Below are 17,815 nucleotides of genomic sequence, written 5' to 3' on the forward strand. Positions count from 1 at the left end.
TTTCTGCGGGATGGGTTTCTTAATGAGACTTTCCTTCCTTTCACAGGTTGAGAGTCCTCCTGTTCAATAGATCGTTGACCGTAAATTCGTCCAGCTTTGGGACTAACCCTCTGTGGCCAAACTTAAGCTTTCGGTTATTTTCCCGATTGCTTCCATCGACAAATTGGAGAAACCGAAGCACGGTCTTTCTTCGTTCTACAATGTCAACATGCCCTTTCTTGTAAAACCAGGATTCGATGGTATTGTAAATTCCTTTATTGACGCCAAATTGCTTCTCGCAATAATCGACGAACAAAAGATCGGTGAAATGGACGATTTGATCTTCGGAATAATTTTTCCTCGGCTTGCCGGAAGTTTCACGCTCCGCATAACGAACCATGCTTAACCGGCAATGCTCTTCCAATTTCTTGCGGATCAGCTCGCTCAACCAAACAATAGGAACATCATGCCGGCGAGCCAGCTGTTCGATTTCCGTTATGCTTGCTATTTCCCCGTTATCATCTAAAATTTCGCACATATAGCCGACCGGCTGGCCGGATATCTCTTCGGATAATTCGAGAACGCCTTCAACAATGCTTTGCCGCTCAAGCAGCCCGTTTGCTTTGCCTACCAAAGGAAAGATATGCCCCGGCCTTCTATAATCAAGCGATTCGGTTGCATCGTCGGCCAAAGCTTTAATGGTATCCGCCCGTTCATAGGCGGAAATTCCGGTAGAGGTCGTTTTATAATCAACGGAAACTGTAAAATTTTTAGTTGATCCGCTGCTTCCATGGCTCGTCATGAGAGGAAGGTTTAATTGCTCTGCCTTCTCCTCGGTTATGCATACATAGACTAGCCCTTTGCCCGTTTTGATCATAACATTCACTTGCTCCGGGGTCGCGTATCGGGCCGCCCCCATCCAATAACCCGTTTTTTGCTCTACATCGTCCACAATAATCAAGGGTTTGTCATTCGATCCATTCCCCTCCAGATAGCCGCTTTTATGACCCATGATCGAACATCCCCTTTCCCATAATGGTGCAGCCTATTTGAGCGCTTTTTGCATCATGATCAATTCTTCAGCCAAATACGAGATTCGATCGAGCACATCCCGGTCCGTAATCTCATTGGCCGCATTAAAGTGATCGTTATGAACATAGACGTAGCTAGGCGCCGTATATGCGCGAAAATAACCTGCAATCGGCTTCAACTGATTTTCTATCACCAGGTAGTGCTGGTAGGTTCCGCCGGTCGCTATGAAGCCCATCACCTTGTGTCTGAACGCGGAAACGGGTGCTAAATCAAAAAGGTTCTTCAGGACTCCCGTAATGGAGCCTTGAAAGATCGGGGTGCCGATAAGAAAACAATCCGCCGAGCTGACCATATCGATCACTTGTTTCGTATCCCCTGTGTAGGCGTCCGGAGAGCGCCCGTCGCAAAACTGCACATCGTATTGCTTCATGTCCAGCAGCTGGATTTCAATGGCCGGGTCGCCGTTCTTCACTTCTTCCAGCACCTTGTTCAGAACAGCGAGCGTTTTCGATCCGGTTATCGTCCCGCAGATCGCCAATAATTTCATGTAGTCACAGTCTCCTTCCATACAACTTCGCGAACCATAGAGAAAGGGGCAACCTCTACAATTGCCCCTTCCCGACGACCAACCCGGCGCTTAGGCCGATTGCACCTGCCGGATGAGCGCTCTTGCAAATGCAATTTCATCGTCGTTGACAATATGGTCCATATCTTTATAAATCCGGGCTACCGTATCCGCCCCCATCTGCTTATAGAGAGCTGCCGTTTCAAGCACACGCTGCTCGGGCACCCAACCGTCGATGTCGCTTGACCCCAGAAAAACCGGCGTGTCCAGGAACGATCCTTCAACGTTCCGCTGCATGCCTTCGGGACCGATCACACCGCCTGTGTACAGCACGATCCCCCCATATCGTCCAGGGCGCCGCACGGCATATTCGGCCGTCAAGCAGGCTCCCTGCGAAAAACCGAGGAGGACCAGCTTGGTTACGGGGATCCCCTGCTCGAGCAGCTCGGAGATCCGCGTATGGTAACAGTCCAGCGCGAAGCTCAAGTAAGGTTCATTGTCGTTGAGCGGGGACATAAATCCGTTCGGATACCAGCTGTTGCCGGCCGCTTGCGGCGCAACGTAATGAACGTCAGGAAGGCTGATTCGGTCCGCAAGCTCAAGGATATCGTTCGTCGTTTGATTACGTCCGTGCATCATCATAACTACCGCGCTGCTCTTATCTAGTGGCACACCGCGCGTAACGACAGGCTGCTGCAAATGAATATTCATCGACTGTATTCCCGCAATCTTCTAGACGGCCTGCGGATTTGTGATCGGTTCAAGCGTAGCGAGAACCTCTTGACGACGATGCTCGAACCAGGGCGGGAGCAGCAAGCTTCGTCCGAGCCCATCCAATGGCTCATCCGTTGCAAAGCCGATATCGCTGGTCGCAATTTCGCACAGGATGCCTCCGGGGGAGCGGACGTAAACCGAGTGGAAGTAGTTGCGGTCTTTTACCTCGGAAGCATCCGTGTACCCCAAGCCTTCGAGATGCAGCTTGAGCTTCGTCGCTTCTTCGTCATTCTGGACGGCAAATGCAACATGATGCACCGTCCCTTGACCAAGAATCCAGCTGCCTTGCGGAACATCCGGCTCATGGAGGAGGAATACCGTGTTCTTCGCCCCGCCCTCTCCGATTTCGAAGCGATGATACGGACCTTCTTCCCCGGTCTTCTTGAAGCCGAGCCCTTCGGTAAGGAAGCGTTCCTGTTCCGGTACTTCGCGAACCGACATCGTGACGCTGTGGAAGCCGCGAACCGCTTCCGACTCGGAAATTTCGTCCGTAATCCAGCCGTCGCGCTTATCGTTATCGTCGCCGACAATTTCGAACTCGAGGCCGCTCGGGTGAACGAAATGAACCCGCTTCTGACCGAAACGCGTTTCTATCGCGCCGTGCTTCACACCATGCTTGTCAAAATGCTTTTGCCAAAATTCAAGCGACGATTCAGGAGCGGTATACGAAGTAATCTTGACCTGCCCGGAGCCTCTCCGGGCGAGAACGCCGGCCTGCTTGTAAGGAAAGGTTGTCATGACGGTTCCGATCTCGGCGTTGCGGTTCGCATAATAAAGGTGGTAGATGCTGTCCGCGCCGTCAAACAGAATCGTCTGCTTGACCATGCGCTGGCCGACGATTTGCGTAAAGAAGTCGACATCCTCCTGTGCGCCGGCGACGCCGGCCGTAACGTGGTGAATACCGGTGATAAAATTTGTCATATTTCTTTTCCTCCTTCTTATTGTCGCGATGGTATCGCTTACATGAATTTGTTTAGCTTCTGCATCCTTAGAATAAAACGCATACCTAACTGTATTCTTACAGGATCTTTATCATTTCTAACATACGGCAATCCGGGCCGCCTTGGCTTCGCATATCCTCATGATTCACCTAACTTGACGAGCCTACTTCCTCATACCTTTCAGGAGCCAGTAAGGTTAAGGTCGTTCGGAGAACTTCCGGCAATTGCTCTAACTGCGGGAAGTGGGACGACTCTTCAAAGACCGCGATTTGCGAGTCCGGAAGTTCTTTCTGGAATTCATAAGCATACGCGACAGGAATAACTTTGTCGTGCTTGCCCCACACCAAGCACGTATTTGCCCGGATACGATGCAGCCGACGGCGCAAACCTTTATCGGGAATCGGCCATAAGTAGCGGTTTGCTTCCGCCATTGCAAGCTGTTGATCCATAAAAAATTTCATCCGTTCGTCCGGATCTTCCGGGACCGCCATGGCGGCTTGGGCTACGGGCGATTGGGCATCGTAGTATAAATCCTCAGGGAAAGATGCCTGCGGCATGGGAATATCTTCGTTCCACAATCCGGCTGCGCAGATGAGAAGCAGGTTGTTGACTCTTCTCGAATCGGTTGCCGCTAATTCTGCGGCCAGCATGCCGCCAAAGGAATGCCCGATAAGATCAATGCGCTCCAATCCTAATAAATCGAACAGATCGTAATAATACAGAACAACATCCCATAAGTTCCGGAGATCAAGCTCATTGCTGCCTGACGTTCCTTCCAAGCCGGGGAAGAAGGGAGCATACACTTTATATGTTTTCGCCAGTTCGTCTAAATAGGAATCCCATTTCAAACCACCGGCACCGTGCAAGAAGACCACCGGTTTTCCTTCCCCTGCTACAAGCACCTTGGCTATATGACCATCTCGTATCGGAATAGCCGTCAATTGAGGCGTCGCCATATTCCCTTCCCCCTTAAGATAAAACTGCAGCTTTGGACGAGGCTGCTTTATTGATGTCGTTATGAGCAACGTCCGGCCATCCCACAACAGGCCATTGATCGTCCCAAATGCCTTGCAAGTGCGGCATGACTTCTTTGGTGAACAGTTCGATGTTTTTTACGGCCAGATGGTGCGGCATAGATCCGACATTCAGGTGCGCCGTAATACTTCCGACGCGAAGTGTTTTAATTAAGTGCTTGAGTCTGTCGCGAACGGTTTCAGGCGAACCGGCAATGACATTGCCGGCTTCAACCAGCTCCTGCCAGCTGATATCCTGTTTTCTCGCATACCGGCTTTTGCCGTGTACGGCAAACTGACTCACCGCGCTCTGGGCCACGCTTTTGGCGCTGCGATACCCTGGCGCTTCCGCATACTTGCCGGGTATATGCATGAGCGTTCTTATAAAATAGCGATAATGCTCTTCATAGTCTTGCTGCGCTCGTTCATCCGTTTCGGAAACGAAGATCATTTGATTGTAGCCGAGCCAATAAGGATTTAAATCCTTGCCGGACTTTTGACGGTGCTCCCAGAAGGATTCCGCAAATTTCTTGCCCGCTTCAAAGCCGCTGTAACTGAGATGATAATAGGGGTGATCGTTCCGGATACAATAGTCCCAAGTTTCCACACTTCCGCTGCCGGGAATCCAAATCGGAGGATGCGGGTTCTGATAAGGGCGCGGCCACAAGTTGACATGCTTGAGCTGGGTATACTTCCCGTTAAAAGAGAACACCTCGCTTCGGCTCCAGGCTTGTTTAATGAGATCAAGCGCTTCATAAAACCGGGGTCTTAATTCGGCCGGCGGAATTCCATATACGAAATTCGTATCCATGGAGGTTCCGCTTGGAAAACCGGCAACGACGCGGCCGCCAGTCACGGTATCCAGCATAGACAGCTCTTCAGCCACGCGGATCGGAGGATTGTATAAAGCGATGCTGTCTCCTACGAGCACAAGACACGTTTTCTCCGATTGGCGAACTTTCCCCGCCAGCATAGCCGCCATAATGTTCGGAGAATTATCCAATCCATAGGCGTTGCTGTGATGTTCATTAAAGCCAATCGCATCGAAGCCCCCGTCAACGGCAAGCTCATATTGTTTGATGTACTCGTTAAAAATCTGATGGCCTTTCCGGGCATCGTATAATTCACTCGGAATGGTGATCCATACACTTTCATGATTTTCTACGAAGTCCTCGGGCAAATCCCGATACGGCATGATGTTTACGAAAACAAATTTCACGGCTTATCCCTCCCAAGTCTTGGTTACATCATTAGCATAAACTGCAAACCTAACTGAGTTCTTACACGATCTTTACAAGTTCTAACAATTTCAGTGATAACGGTCGGCCCCCGTGTCAATTAGGGAACGGAGCAGCTACGGAAGCACAAAAAGCCCAAGCCTCTTTTCATCGGAAGAGGCTTGGGCGTATGGTTTCCTGCAGCGTCAAGAGACTTACGTGGAATGAAACATTTTTTGCAATTTGGCCTGGACAGGAATACCCAGTTCTTTTTCAATATATTTTTGATACAGTTCGGATACTTTCTTGGCTTGCAGAACCAGATTGGCTTTCATCAACCGCTCCATATATTCCAAATATACGCTTTCTTCATAAGGCTCCTTACGCAGCGCTTTCTCAAAGTAAGAAATGCCTTGCTCGTAATCGGCTTGATCCCAATAATATACAGCTAATTCCTGCAGCACTTTTAAATAATAAACACGAAATTTTTCCCGAACCAGTTCAAGGAAGCTGACATAAGGATATTCCTCGAAATAATCTCCCCGATACAAAAGCTCCGCTTTTTTTAATTTGCCGAGATGCTCCAGCGAGGAGTATTCCCCTTTATGAATAAGCTGCGTGAATTGATGAATATCCAGATCCATATGATCCAAACTTAACGTATAATGTTCGCCGGACTGCTTAATGAATAAGGAATCCCGGCCCGATTTTAATTGAGGCTCCAACGTTTTTCTAAGATACGACAACGTTACATAAAATTGATTATTCACCGCTTCAAACGAGCCTTCGGGAAAAATTTCATCGATGATGCTGTCTTTCGTCAGCTTGCTTTCCCGATGTGTAATGAAAAATTGCAGCAGCCTTAAGCTCGATTTTCTTTTTAAGGTGACGATCTGATCCCCCGATTGAATCTCAAATTTACCCAAGACGCGTATCGATATTTTGGCATGTTCGGGTTCCTGCACGACCAGCGGACGGTGCGCTTCCAATTGGGGTGTCGGGGCGGCCATGTCGACGGCCGATGTAGAAGATCCCCTTTTTTCCGAAAGGGCTTGCTGCATTTGCTTGACTTTATTGGATAAATAAATATTGTGTGTAAAAGACACGCTCGATTTCGATAAATACAGCTCCGCCTCTTCCCATTGTCCGGTTTCCATGTAGGCGGCAACCATCTCTAAATAAACATTGCCAAGATCGTAATCCAAATGGAACTGAACCCCGATATCCTCGGCTTTCCTGAACCAGGCAAACGCTTCTTGATAGTCCCCTTGCAGACGGTAATATTTGCCCATCAACCGGTAAGGAAACAGGATGGCACAGTCAAAGCGTTCTTCCGATAGCTTCAGTGTTTCTTTGATCAAAGAATCCGCTTTCAACAATTTGTTTTGATCTAGATAAATTTCCGCCAATACGCACAATGACATGTGATGAGGATGATAATTACTATACGTGCCCCGGTACGATAACGCTTCTTGAGCGCATTGCACCGCTTCCTCCTGCCTCCCGGTTTTCATGCAAAGCATCGCTTGCAGCGATAAATTTTTACAAATCATCTCTTGATCCTTGATGCTCAACGATTCGTTCAAGGAATTGCTGCACAATTGCTCCGCCTTGTTCATTTCACCGACAAAATAATAGATGGCTGCAAGCTGATGCTGAAAATGAACCGATAATTTAGGGTTCATATTGCCATTCATACTTTTGAAATTGATTTCGAGCGGCGTGATTAAATCTTTAATCATATCTAATGGGATGCACCTGAACAGGAACAGGCTGATACTGGCGAAAGTAAGATCCGGGGAGAAATTTTCCGATAACTTATCGATCAGTGTTAGAAACTGGGAACGGGTGAAGCGCTCTTTCATGCTTTTCATTAAAGTCGCGGCGTTAATGAATTGACTGCCCATCACCGAATGGACAAAAGCATGAATAAAATCCGATTTCTTTTCATAAATAAGCGAAAGCTTCTGGTGAAACTCGTCGATTTCCGTGCTACTGTGCCGCTTGGATAATTCCCGGTACAAAAATGACCGGAACAGCTTGTGATATTTAATCATGCCCAAATTGTTTTTATATATAAACAGATGATTTCGAAGTAAATGTTCCAGAATTTCGTCCGCATTATGAATGCCGAGAAACTTGTTAATCACATTGGAGTTGATATCCGTAAGCAGACACGTTTTATACAGAAAGTCGCGAATCTCTTCCGATTGGGAAGCCAGTATCTCGGCACTTAAGTAATCGTTGATGTCAGGGGTTCCGTTGAACTTCAGCCAAAATGAAGGACGGTCGGCATCATTCACTTCTTTGATCAAATCCTTCAGAAGCTGCAGGCTGGTCACCCAGCCTTCCGTCTTATGATAGATGAGATCTATTTCATTCTCCTGCAAGGCAATACCGTGCAAATCAACGAAAAACATACCGATTTCATCTTTGGTAAACGCTAGCTCCTTGGTGTGCAATTCAGCCAGGCGGTTCTGCAATTTTAAACTTACGAGCTGCAAGCTGGGACGGGTCCGGCTCGTGATAATAAAAGTAACCGACGGGGAAGCGTTTTCAATCAATCTGGTCAAGATGTGCTGGATCTGTTCGCATTGATCGACGGATTGGTATTGGTCCAGGATGATGATCAGCCGGGTCGGCCAAGTTGACAGCAAGGCGGAGAGATGGTCAAGCTCCTCATCGATTTGTTCCGGTCTGACGTCGTAAATCATTTGTTCACCGGAAATTCTACGCAAGATGGCCGTCTTCATATAGGAGAGAAAGGTATGCGGGTTTCGGTCCTGCTGCGATAACTGATACCAGACGGCCGGAAGCTTTTTTTCCTTAACAAAACTTGAGATTAACGTTGTTTTGCCATACCCTCCATCGCTGGTCAAACAAATGAGCGAACGATCAAGATGATTTTCAATAAACGATAATAAACGATTTCTAACGAGGTAAAGAGAGTAATTAGGCACGCGAAGTTTAGATTCAAGGATAATCACGGCGTTCCTCCCTGTATAATATCGAAAACTTATGATATTCAAAATTTTACAGGAATTTGGTGATCTTGGCAATTACAACTCATGGACGCCTCATACGAGCGGATGCGATGAGACGCCATGGAATGCCGGCGCCGGTCCGAATTTCTTACACACCCAGATAGCGGTGCTGAATATCGTTATCCGCCAGCAGTTCTTTGGGACTCCCTTGCCACACAATTTGCCCTTTATTCATGACCATCACTTCATCCGCAACACCGCATGCCAAGAAAAAATTTTGTTCCACCAGGAGAATCGATAAACCCTTTTGCTTCAAAGTTCTAATAATTTCGCCCACCTGCCCGATAATAACCGGTGCAAGACCCTCGGACGGTTCATCCATCAGCAGGAAATGGGGATTGGTCATAAGCGCTCTTCCGATAGCCAGCATTTGCTGCTGCCCGCCCGAAAGCTGGTTGCCCATATTGGTTTCCCGTTCCTGAAGAACCGGAAACAGCTCGTATACTTTCTCCAAAGTCCACGGGTCCAGCTTCGTATCCCCTGAATTTTGCGGCTTCCTTGCAGGCATCGTCAAATTTTCTCTGATCGTTAACGATGGAAAGATACGTCTTCCCTGCGGGACCAAACCGAAGCCCAGCTTGGCAATACGATAAGGAGCTTCGCCTAATATCTCCTTATCCCCGTATCGGATGCTTCCTTTACGGGGAGGAGTCAGACCGGCGATGGAATGGATCGTTGTCGTTTTGCCCGCACCGTTGCGGCCGAGCAGCGCAACACACTTGCCTTTCGGAATTTCGAACGAAACGCCTTGCAGAATGTGGCTGTTCCCATAGTACGTATGAACGTTCTCAAGCTTGAGCATGTTCCCGTGCACCTCCGCCGAAATAAATCGCCTTCACTCGTTCGTCTCCGCTTATTTCATCAGGGCTGCCGGTTAAGAACACTTCCCCATGATGCAGCACGGTAATGCGGTCCGCAATCGAAAATACGACTTCCATATCGTGTTCGATGACCAATAGCGAAATGGAGCGGGGCAAGCCTTGAATCAGCTTCGTTGTCTGGACCGTTTCGGCCGGCGACATGCCTGACGTCGGTTCATCCAGCAGCAAAATACGCGGTTTCGAAGCGATCGCAAGCATGATCTCCAGCAATCGCTGCTCCCCGTATGACAGCTCGTTCACCACACGTTTCCGGCGCTCCCACAGATTCCACTGGGTCAGCAGCTCTTCCGCTTCTTCCATCATATCGCGATATTGGTTCAGCGGTTTAAATAAACGGTTCCGATAAGGCTTGCAGGCCGTAATGGCTAAGTGCAAGTTCTCCTCAATCGTTAATTTGCCGAACAAATTGTTTTTCTGAAACGTTCGCGCCATGCCGGCCGATACCCGGGTATGGGAAGGCATCCGGCTTACATCCTGGCCATGAATTCTCACGATTCCTTCATTCATGGGCACGACTCCCGTAATACAGTGAAACAGCGTCGTTTTCCCCGCTCCGTTCGGCCCGATGATCACATGCCGCTCCTCGGGCTTCACCTCCAGATGAACCTGCTTGAGCACCTGCAAAGCTTTATACGATTTCGATAAACGTTCCACCTGCAGAAGACTCATGGCCGGTTCCCTCCTACGCTGTCGCTTTCCGTAACTTTGGGCATTGCATAGGACGGCTTCTGATTATCCGCGTCAACGTCCGTGCGAGGCAGGGTCAGCTTTCTCCACAGGCCGATCAGCAAATGAGCCACGCCACCGCGTCCTAGCAAAACAAGAATGAGAAACAGAGCGCCCATAATAATCGGCCATCGTTCCGTATAGGAACTAATATAGCTTTGCAGGACGACGAACACCGCAGCTCCGATCGGAGGTCCGAGCAACGTTCCCGAGCCTCCGATAATGACCATGATCAGCGCTTGTCCGGACAGCCCCCAGCTAATGATTTCCGGACTGGCGAACTGGTTGGAGAAGCCGTATAACGAGCCCGCTAATCCCGCCATCATTCCAGAGAGCGTGAAGGCAAGCACTTTATAGCTTTCCGTGTTATACCCCAAAGCCCGCATACGGGAAGTGTTCTCTTTCACGCCAATCACAATTTTGCCTGTCGGAGAATTGATGAAATAGTGCAGCACGATATAACATAAGATAAAAATAACAGCCATTACATAATACCGGCCTATCGGAGTCGTAACAGGACCGAAACCAAAGTCAGGTCTTACGCTGATCGACATGCCGTCCGCGCCTCCGGCCAAGCTTTTAAATTTATAGAAAAACACGTAAAGGAGCTGGTTGAACGCAAGCGTCAGCATGAAAAAGTAAGATCCCGTTATACGCACGAACATAAGTGCAGCAATCCAGGCAAGCAGCCCGGTAATCACAATGGCAGCCATGATCAGCACATACGTGTTGGTCACAAACTGGCTCAATATCGCGACCACATATACGCCCGTTCCGAAAAAAGAAGCATGTCCGAACGATGTAAGTCCTGCATATCCCATGAGCAGGCCCAAACTGAGGGCAAAAATGGACATGATGAACAGCTCGCCCGCCAACCGGATGCCATAGGTGGAAAGTATGAATGGAAGGGCAAGAATTGCCGCTACGGCAACAATCGCAAGGACCTGATTTTTATTCATGCTCCCACTTCCCTTCCAAACAATCCGGTCGGTTTAACAATTAGGATGGCGATCATAAAGATGAAAATAAGCGCCATGGAAACGGAAGGGAAATACACCTGACCCATGCTTTCGATCAAACCGATCAAAATCGCAGCGATAAACGTTCCTTTCCAGGTTCCCAGTCCGCCGATAACGACAATGACCAGAGAAAGAATTAAAACTTCAATATCCATCCCGTTATATAAGCTCAGGATCGGTCCGGCCAATACGCCGCCGAATGCCGCCAAAGCCGCCCCAAAAACAAATACGCTGGCAAACACGAATTTCACGTTGATCCCTAGTGCGCCCAGCATCGTCCTATCATCAACGCCCGCCCGAATAATCGCGCCGGTTTGAGTGTGATTTTCCATATACCACAGAACGAAAGCCAGCAGGATTCCGATGATAATGACGAACAGCCGATACGACGGAAACATGACAGGTCCCATCGAAATGGAAAAGTTAAGAATGGGAGGCACGCCTAAAGTTAGCGGATTGGAGCCCCACATCCACTTCATCAAATCGGCAATAATAAACATGAGTCCAAAGGTCATCAGAACTTCTTTATCATGCGATCCGTAAACAGGGGCCAGCAGCACGCGTTCAATAAACAGGCCGATCCCGCCAACCACAATGACAGATAAAATCAACGAGACCCAAAATCCGAAGTGCTGACTCGTAAATGTATAGGCGAGATATGCACCGAGCGCAAAAAATGTACCATGAGTCATATTCACCACATTCATTAAGCCGAATATAATAGACATTCCCGATGCGATCATAAACAAGAGCATTCCATAAGCCAAGCCTGTTAGAAGTTGTAGTAATAATGTGGATACATTCAAGTTATCTCCTCCAATGAATGCGCTTACAAACACATTCCTTTACGGGTGTGATTTATTTTTTGAATGGATTTTTTTCAGGCATCCCTACATCTTTCATCGTATCCAGATACTCGAATCCGAGCTTTCCGTCTTTCACTACAAATTTCTGCACAAAAAAGTCGGATATCGGATTGTTTGTTTTAGGATCCATTTGAAATTTACCGCGAGGACTGTCGAGGCTAATGTTCTTCATCACTTGAATCAGATCCTCTGCCTTTGTGCTTCCGGCCTTTTCGATCGCTTTGTCAGCCAGCATAGCAGAATCGTATCCCATAATTTCAATGTTAGGCGGAATGTTAGGATACTTCTTCGTGAAAGCTTCCATAAACTTTTTAGTCGCCGGATTGTCCAAGGAATCTTTGAAAATTTTGATCCCGTATACGCCATCCAGAGCGGCGATCATTTCCGGCGTCGTGGCCAAATCCGTCGGCACTGTAGAAATTAACGCGATTTTATCCTTCAAACCGAATTCCTTGAATTGAACAGCAAACCTCATCCCGTCCGTGCTCGGTCCCATATTGTACACGACATCCGGCTTGGCTTGGGCGATTTGAGTCATGAACCCGGCAAAATCGTTCGTGCCTACTTTAGGAAATTCCATTTGCATCACTTGGCCGCCCGCAGCTTCATAGGCGCTCTTGAAAGCTTCAGCCTGCTCGCGACCCGCAGGATTGTCATATGAAACGATATACGCCTTCTTCCCGACATTCTTGGCTATATAATCGGAAATCGCAGCGCCTTGCTGATAGTTGGAAGCGGCTGCTCTGTAAATGTAGTCGCTCTTCTTGTCCCACGAGCTGTCGTTCCCGCCCGCATTGGCAACGATCAGAGGCTTCTTATCCCTGTCAATCTGGTCCCTCAGAGCGTATAAAGTCGTACTGGTCGTCATCCCGATAAGCAAATCAATCTTGTCTTCGTCAACCAGCTTGTGATATTTACGCAAGGCCACTTGCGGATTGTTCTCGTCATCTTCATAAACAAGCTCTACTTTTTTGCCGCCCACCGTATGGTTATTTAACTCGAAATAAAGCTCCAGCCCGCGCTTCAAGCCTTCTCCGACCGTTGCGAACGGACCGCTGAAGGTCAGCAATACGCCGACTTTAACCGAATCTGCTTGATTGCCAGCCGGCTTTTCCGTACCTGAGCTTGCCGGCGCGCTGCCTCCATTGCTTCCACAGGCAGTCAGAAACAGGAGAAAAGCTGCTATGACAACAGCGAGTGATCTTTGCATACCTTTGTTTGTTAATCTCATGAGAATCCCTCCGGCTACAGGTTATGGTTGCTCTTACTATGCTTGTTCATCGTCTCAACGCGCTTGATCGCATCCGGGTCATTCTCGGGAAGCGGCATCGCATCCAGCACCACGTTGTGCAAGCGTGTCAACAGCCCGCGGAATTCCGAATAAGGAATAATGTAAGGGGCATTGTTCTCGACCGCCTCCAGCACCTTCTCGCCTAATTTGACGGGGTCCATCCCGCCCTCGCTGAACGCTTTCATTCGATTCATCGTTTCGGCATCCACCTGGGTCTTCGTGTCGGAAAGCTGCTGCGGACGGGTGACCACCGACTCGTGAATATTCGTATTGACCGCGCCTGGACAAAGCACCGATACGCCGATACCACGGGGCTCCAGATCGAGGCGGAGCGCCTCGCTCATCCCCCGTACCGCGAATTTCGACGTCGTATACACGGTGCTGCCTTGAATCGCGTAAAAAGCGGACATGGATGCGGTGTTCACGATGTGTCCGCCCTTGCCGTACTCGATCATGCGCGGAACGAAGGTTTGAATCCCGTTGATGACGCCGTTCAGATTAACGTTCATTAACCAGTCCCAATCATCGTAGGTCACCTTCTCGATGTGGTTCAGCAGGTTGACGCCGGCATTATTGCATAAGAGCTGCACCTTGCCGAATACGCGCTCCGCTTCATCCGCCGCCTCGGCCATCGCCTTCCGATCCGTAATATCGAGATGAATGGCATGCACTTGAGCGTTCCGTTCGTTGAAATACGCCATCGCCTGATCCAGATGATCCTGACGAATGTCGGCGATGACCACGTTCATGCCAGCGGCCGAGAACACTTTCGCCATGCCCAGCCCTACTCCGCTTCCCCCGCCGGTAATAAATGCGACCTTGCCTGCTAGATCCTTCATCATCGTTTCCTCCATATTTGCGGTGCGTATCGATAGCATGATCTAATCCCTATATCACTATATCAATAACATGCACACGCTTTCAATTTGTAATATAAAATTTACTTCGCATAATGAAATGTATTCATGTATTTCGAACCGCGCGGAATATCGTGGAAATCCCCTGACCTCCGGCAATGCATAGGGTGGCGAGGCCCCAGGTCACCTGTCTTTTCAGCATCGCATGGATCAAGGTCACACTAATTCTTGCACCGCTGTTCCCAATCGGATGTCCCAGGGCGATTGCCCCTCCGTTCACATTCGTCTTGTCCAGCGGTAAGTTCAGTTCCTTGATAACGGCTAACGCTTGAGCGGCGAATGCTTCGTTCAGTTCAATCAGATCCAGATCCTGGAGCGTCAGACCGGCCATAGCCAATGCTTTCTTCGTTGCCTCTACCGGTCCGATCCCCATCCGCTCCGGCTGCACGCCCGACACCCCAAGGCCCGCTACTTCAGCCAGCGGCTCCAATTTATACCGCTTCAACATCTCTCCGGAAACCAGCAACAGCAAGGAGGCGCCGTCATTTAAACCGGAAGAATTGCCGGCGGTCACCGTTCCATTCTTCTTGAAAACCGGCTGCAGGCTTGCCAGTTTCTCCAAATCCGTTAGTCTTGGATGCTCGTCAGTATTAAAAATGGAAGATTTTCCTTTTGGCTGCGGTACGACAACCGGGACAATTTCGTCCTTAAAATCATTTCCTTCTATGGCGGCACGAGCCTTGATCTGGCTATCGTAAGCAAAACGGTCTTGTTCTTCGCGGGAAATCGAGTACTCCTCGGCCAAATTTTCCGCCGTCATGCCCATGACGAGACGGCCATACTTTTCTTCCGGCTGCGAGCCCGGCTGACTTTCTTTATTGGGGTCCAAAATCTCGCTGTTTCCGGAAAGAAAGCCAAATCGGGCGTTTCGGATATAATAGGGGGCGTTGCTCATACTTTCCACCCCTCCTGCGACATAGGCGTGTCCGGTTCCGGCGCGGATGGACAAATACGCATTATGGATAGCCTGCATGCCGGAGCCGCATTGACGATGGACCGTATACCCGGGAAGCGATTCCGGAAAGCCTGCCTTTAGCAGAGCCATTCTGGCAATATTCGATTGATCCTGACTTTGCTTCGCTTGGCCGATAATGACTTCATCGATGGCTTCGTCGGGAATCAGGTTTTTCTCCTTCAAATTCTGGAATAAAGGGAGCAGCAGAGCATCCGGCTGCATATCCTTAAGCGCTCCGCCTAATTTGCCCACCGCTGTCCGATGAGCGCTTACTACATATACGCGGTTATCCATTTGTTCGGGCACCTCCGTTCATTGTGTGACAGAGTCGGCGATTTCAAAGGATGCCTCCGTCTTGTCCTTCACTTCGTTCAGGTCGGCTCCAGGCATCAGCTCTGTCAATACCAACCGCTCGTTCCGATAGGCAAACACGGCCAGCTCGGTAATAATGATATCCACTTTCCGTACCGAGGTGATCGGATAGGTGCACGATTTCACGATTTTGGCAGCTCCGTTCTTGGCGGTATGGTTCATCGTGATCACGACCTTCTTCACCCCGCTCAGCAGATCCATCGCTCCCCCGACTCCCATAATGCTTTGTCCGGGTATGGCCCAATTGGCGATATGCCCGTGTTCGTCGATCTGCAAGGCGCCTAGAAATGCCATGTCCACATGCCCCCCGCGAATCATGGCGAACGACTCCGCGCTATTAAAGTAAGAGGCGCCGATTTGCTCAGCGATCGGCAGCTTCCCGGCATTGACCAAATTCGGGTCGAGCTCCTCTTCGCTCGTCAGCTCCTTGACACCCAGCATCCCGTTCTCGGTATGGAAATAACCGCCGTCCGGCTTCACATATTTGGCTATTAACGTAGGAATGCCTATCCCCAGATTAACTATCGAATAAGGCTGAATTTCCACCGCAGCCCGCTTGGCAATCAACTCTTGGATCTCCTGATTCGAACGCATATTAAGATTCAACTCCTTCTTTTCCCAACACCAGCGTGCTCTTCACAATGGCGTCTACAAATAAATGAGGAGTTACAATTTCTTCAGGCGAAAGCTCTCCCGCTTCGACGATTTCATCAACCTCTGCGATCACGTAGTCCGCCGCCGTCGCCATCACCGGGTTAAAATTGCGCGCGGTCTTGTAATAAACCAAATTTCCGAGCGTATCGGCCTTCGCCGCTCTAATTAAGGAGACATTCGCCCACAAGGGCTTCTCCAGCACATATAACTGGCCGTTGATTTCCTTTACTTCCTTGCCTTTGGCCAATTCCGTACCTACACTCGTCTTGGTGTAGTAACCGCCAATACCCGCGCCTCCGGCCCGGATCGATTCGGCCATCGTCCCTTGGGGCAACAGCTCGATCTCCAGCTTGCCTTCGTTAAAGCGGTCTCCTACTTCCCGGTTGCTTGTGAAATAAGACCCGATCGCCTTCTTGATCTTGCCTTGTCGCAACAAGAGGCCCAGGCCTTTTCCCGGTTCGCCCAGGTTATTGCTGATCACCGTCAGCTGTTCGGCATCATGACGGGTCAGGGCGTCGATCAGGCTTAAAGGAGCGCCCACCAAGCCAAATCCTCCGACCATGATGGTGTTGCCGGATGTAATGACGCGTATTACCTCATCGGCCGCTTTCCGTTTTTGCATCCTCATCCCCTCCTAAAGACTGCATCCGGTGTTACGTGTTTGCCAGCATGGCAAGACGCTGCTTCACCTCATGCCGGCAAATCCCCCCATGGTAGCAAACCACCGTCTCGATGTCGTACGACAATAACTTGGAGAGCGAGCGGATCGCTTCATCCATATCAAGCGTGTGCTGCTGCGCCGGTCCGAGCAACCGACCCTGAACGGCGATGGCCGCGTCACCGGCGAGCAATGTTCTATATGCGTGCACGTAGAAACTGGTGTGATCCGGCGTATGCCCCGGAGTCGATATCACCGTGATTCCTCCGCAATAGGGCAATACTTCGCCATCCTTAAGCACGGTATCCACCTTCGCAGCAGGGGCCAGCGCAGCGGCAGGCAAGCGGATCAGCCGTTTGTCGCCTTCCAGATACGGCTTCGTCATTTCGTGCGCCAGCACTTCAATTTTGTGGTCAGCCGCGCCGAGCAATTCCGGCAAGCTGCCGATATGATCCAGATCTTGATGGGTTACGATAATTTTAGTGAGCTTACGAAAAGGTACCCCCAGTTTTTCCATTTCATTCCTGATCGCTTCCAATTGCCCGGGCGTGCCGGTATCCACCAAAATAACATCTTGTTCGTCCCAAATCAGTGCAGGATGAATGATCTTGCGATCTCCGCCAAATACCATCGTTAAGTCAAGAGCTGCCAGCCCGGCTGCCTGCATATCACCATTCTCCTTGTGAAAATGATCTTCGATGGGTAGTTTCTTATTCATCGCAACGTCTTCCGTCATCAGCCTGGTCAATGAACTGTGGCTCACCTCGTTTCTCCGAAGCGTTTCTTGCGGCTCATACCCCGTTACAAGAGTAAAACAAAAATCTAACTGGATCCTTACAGGTTCATCTGAATATCTTACAAATCTATGCCTATAACGAAGAGTTTCAACGATTTTATCCCTTTTGTTAAGC

The 17,815-nt window shown here is 49.5% G+C and carries 17 protein-coding genes; all 17 read right to left on the reverse strand.

The genetic code is table 11. The annotated features are described in order from the left end of the window. Window positions 1-40: 40 nt before the first annotated feature. Window positions 41-991 carry a 3,4-dihydroxy-2-butanone-4-phosphate synthase gene (locus tag FKP33_RS06185; protein WP_141334230.1) on the reverse strand — a complete coding sequence of 317 codons (951 nt, stop codon included), beginning with the start codon at window positions 989-991 and terminating at the stop codon, window positions 41-43. Window positions 992-1,024: 33 nt separating this feature from the next. After that, window positions 1,025-1,558 (reverse strand): NADPH-dependent FMN reductase, encoded by a 534-nt coding sequence (locus FKP33_RS06190; protein ID WP_054797129.1) that lies wholly within the window; start codon window positions 1,556-1,558, stop codon window positions 1,025-1,027. Between the two features lie 90 nt (window positions 1,559-1,648). Further along, the gene (locus FKP33_RS06195) at window positions 1,649-2,287 is read right to left on the reverse strand and encodes an alpha/beta hydrolase (RefSeq protein WP_054797128.1); all 639 of its coding nucleotides are present in this window, start codon (window positions 2,285-2,287) and stop codon (window positions 1,649-1,651) included. 21 nt (window positions 2,288-2,308) lie between these two features. Then, window positions 2,309-3,271 (reverse strand): ring-cleaving dioxygenase, encoded by a 963-nt coding sequence (locus tag FKP33_RS06200; protein ID WP_141334232.1) that lies wholly within the window; start codon window positions 3,269-3,271, stop codon window positions 2,309-2,311. Between the two features lie 169 nt (window positions 3,272-3,440). Then, entirely contained in the window at window positions 3,441-4,247 is an 807-nt protein-coding gene (locus FKP33_RS06205; protein WP_141334233.1) for an alpha/beta fold hydrolase, read from the reverse strand. Window positions 4,248-4,260: 13 nt separating this feature from the next. Continuing rightward, on the reverse strand, window positions 4,261-5,523 hold the full coding sequence (locus tag FKP33_RS06210) for an LLM class flavin-dependent oxidoreductase (RefSeq protein WP_127607173.1): 1,263 nt from the start codon (window positions 5,521-5,523) through the stop codon (window positions 4,261-4,263). A gap of 213 nt (window positions 5,524-5,736) precedes the next feature. Continuing rightward, complete coding sequence (locus tag FKP33_RS06215; RefSeq protein WP_181410058.1) at window positions 5,737-8,508, reverse strand: AfsR/SARP family transcriptional regulator; 2,772 nt, start codon at window positions 8,506-8,508, stop codon at window positions 5,737-5,739. Between the two features lie 145 nt (window positions 8,509-8,653). After that, window positions 8,654-9,367 carry an ABC transporter ATP-binding protein gene (locus FKP33_RS06220; RefSeq protein ID WP_127607169.1) on the reverse strand — a complete coding sequence of 238 codons (714 nt, stop codon included), beginning with the start codon at window positions 9,365-9,367 and terminating at the stop codon, window positions 8,654-8,656. Next, window positions 9,354-10,115 (reverse strand): ABC transporter ATP-binding protein, encoded by a 762-nt coding sequence (locus FKP33_RS06225; RefSeq protein ID WP_054797121.1) that lies wholly within the window; start codon window positions 10,113-10,115, stop codon window positions 9,354-9,356. The genes FKP33_RS06220 and FKP33_RS06225 overlap by 14 nt, the downstream gene beginning before the upstream one ends. Continuing rightward, window positions 10,112-11,131, reverse strand: coding sequence for a branched-chain amino acid ABC transporter permease (locus FKP33_RS06230; protein WP_127607167.1), 1,020 nt, complete (start codon window positions 11,129-11,131; stop codon window positions 10,112-10,114). The genes FKP33_RS06225 and FKP33_RS06230 overlap by 4 nt, the downstream gene beginning before the upstream one ends. Continuing rightward, window positions 11,128-11,997, reverse strand: coding sequence for a branched-chain amino acid ABC transporter permease (locus FKP33_RS06235; protein WP_127607165.1), 870 nt, complete (start codon window positions 11,995-11,997; stop codon window positions 11,128-11,130). The genes FKP33_RS06230 and FKP33_RS06235 overlap by 4 nt, the downstream gene beginning before the upstream one ends. A 52-nt stretch (window positions 11,998-12,049) precedes the next feature. After that, window positions 12,050-13,288: an ABC transporter substrate-binding protein gene (locus FKP33_RS06240; protein ID WP_141334237.1), complete on the reverse strand. Its 1,239-nt coding sequence runs from the start codon at window positions 13,286-13,288 to the stop codon at window positions 12,050-12,052. Window positions 13,289-13,302: 14 nt separating this feature from the next. Beyond that, on the reverse strand, window positions 13,303-14,190 hold the full coding sequence (locus tag FKP33_RS06245) for an SDR family NAD(P)-dependent oxidoreductase (protein ID WP_218029633.1): 888 nt from the start codon (window positions 14,188-14,190) through the stop codon (window positions 13,303-13,305). Window positions 14,191-14,311: 121 nt separating this feature from the next. Continuing rightward, the gene (locus FKP33_RS06250; protein ID WP_141334239.1) at window positions 14,312-15,514 is read right to left on the reverse strand and encodes a thiolase family protein; all 1,203 of its coding nucleotides are present in this window, start codon (window positions 15,512-15,514) and stop codon (window positions 14,312-14,314) included. Window positions 15,515-15,532: 18 nt separating this feature from the next. Beyond that, entirely contained in the window at window positions 15,533-16,186 is a 654-nt protein-coding gene (locus FKP33_RS06255) for a 3-oxoacid CoA-transferase subunit B (RefSeq protein WP_054797115.1), read from the reverse strand. 1 nt (window position 16,187) lies between these two features. Beyond that, on the reverse strand, window positions 16,188-16,868 hold the full coding sequence (locus FKP33_RS06260) for a CoA transferase subunit A (RefSeq protein WP_127607156.1): 681 nt from the start codon (window positions 16,866-16,868) through the stop codon (window positions 16,188-16,190). Between the two features lie 31 nt (window positions 16,869-16,899). Next, on the reverse strand, window positions 16,900-17,622 hold the full coding sequence (locus FKP33_RS06265; protein WP_306439339.1) for an MBL fold metallo-hydrolase: 723 nt from the start codon (window positions 17,620-17,622) through the stop codon (window positions 16,900-16,902). Between the last annotated feature and the right edge of the window lie 193 nt (window positions 17,623-17,815).

The organism is Paenibacillus sp. tmac-D7, from assembly GCF_006519665.1.
GTDB lineage: Bacteria > Bacillota > Bacilli > Paenibacillales > NBRC-103111 > Paenibacillus_G > Paenibacillus_G validus.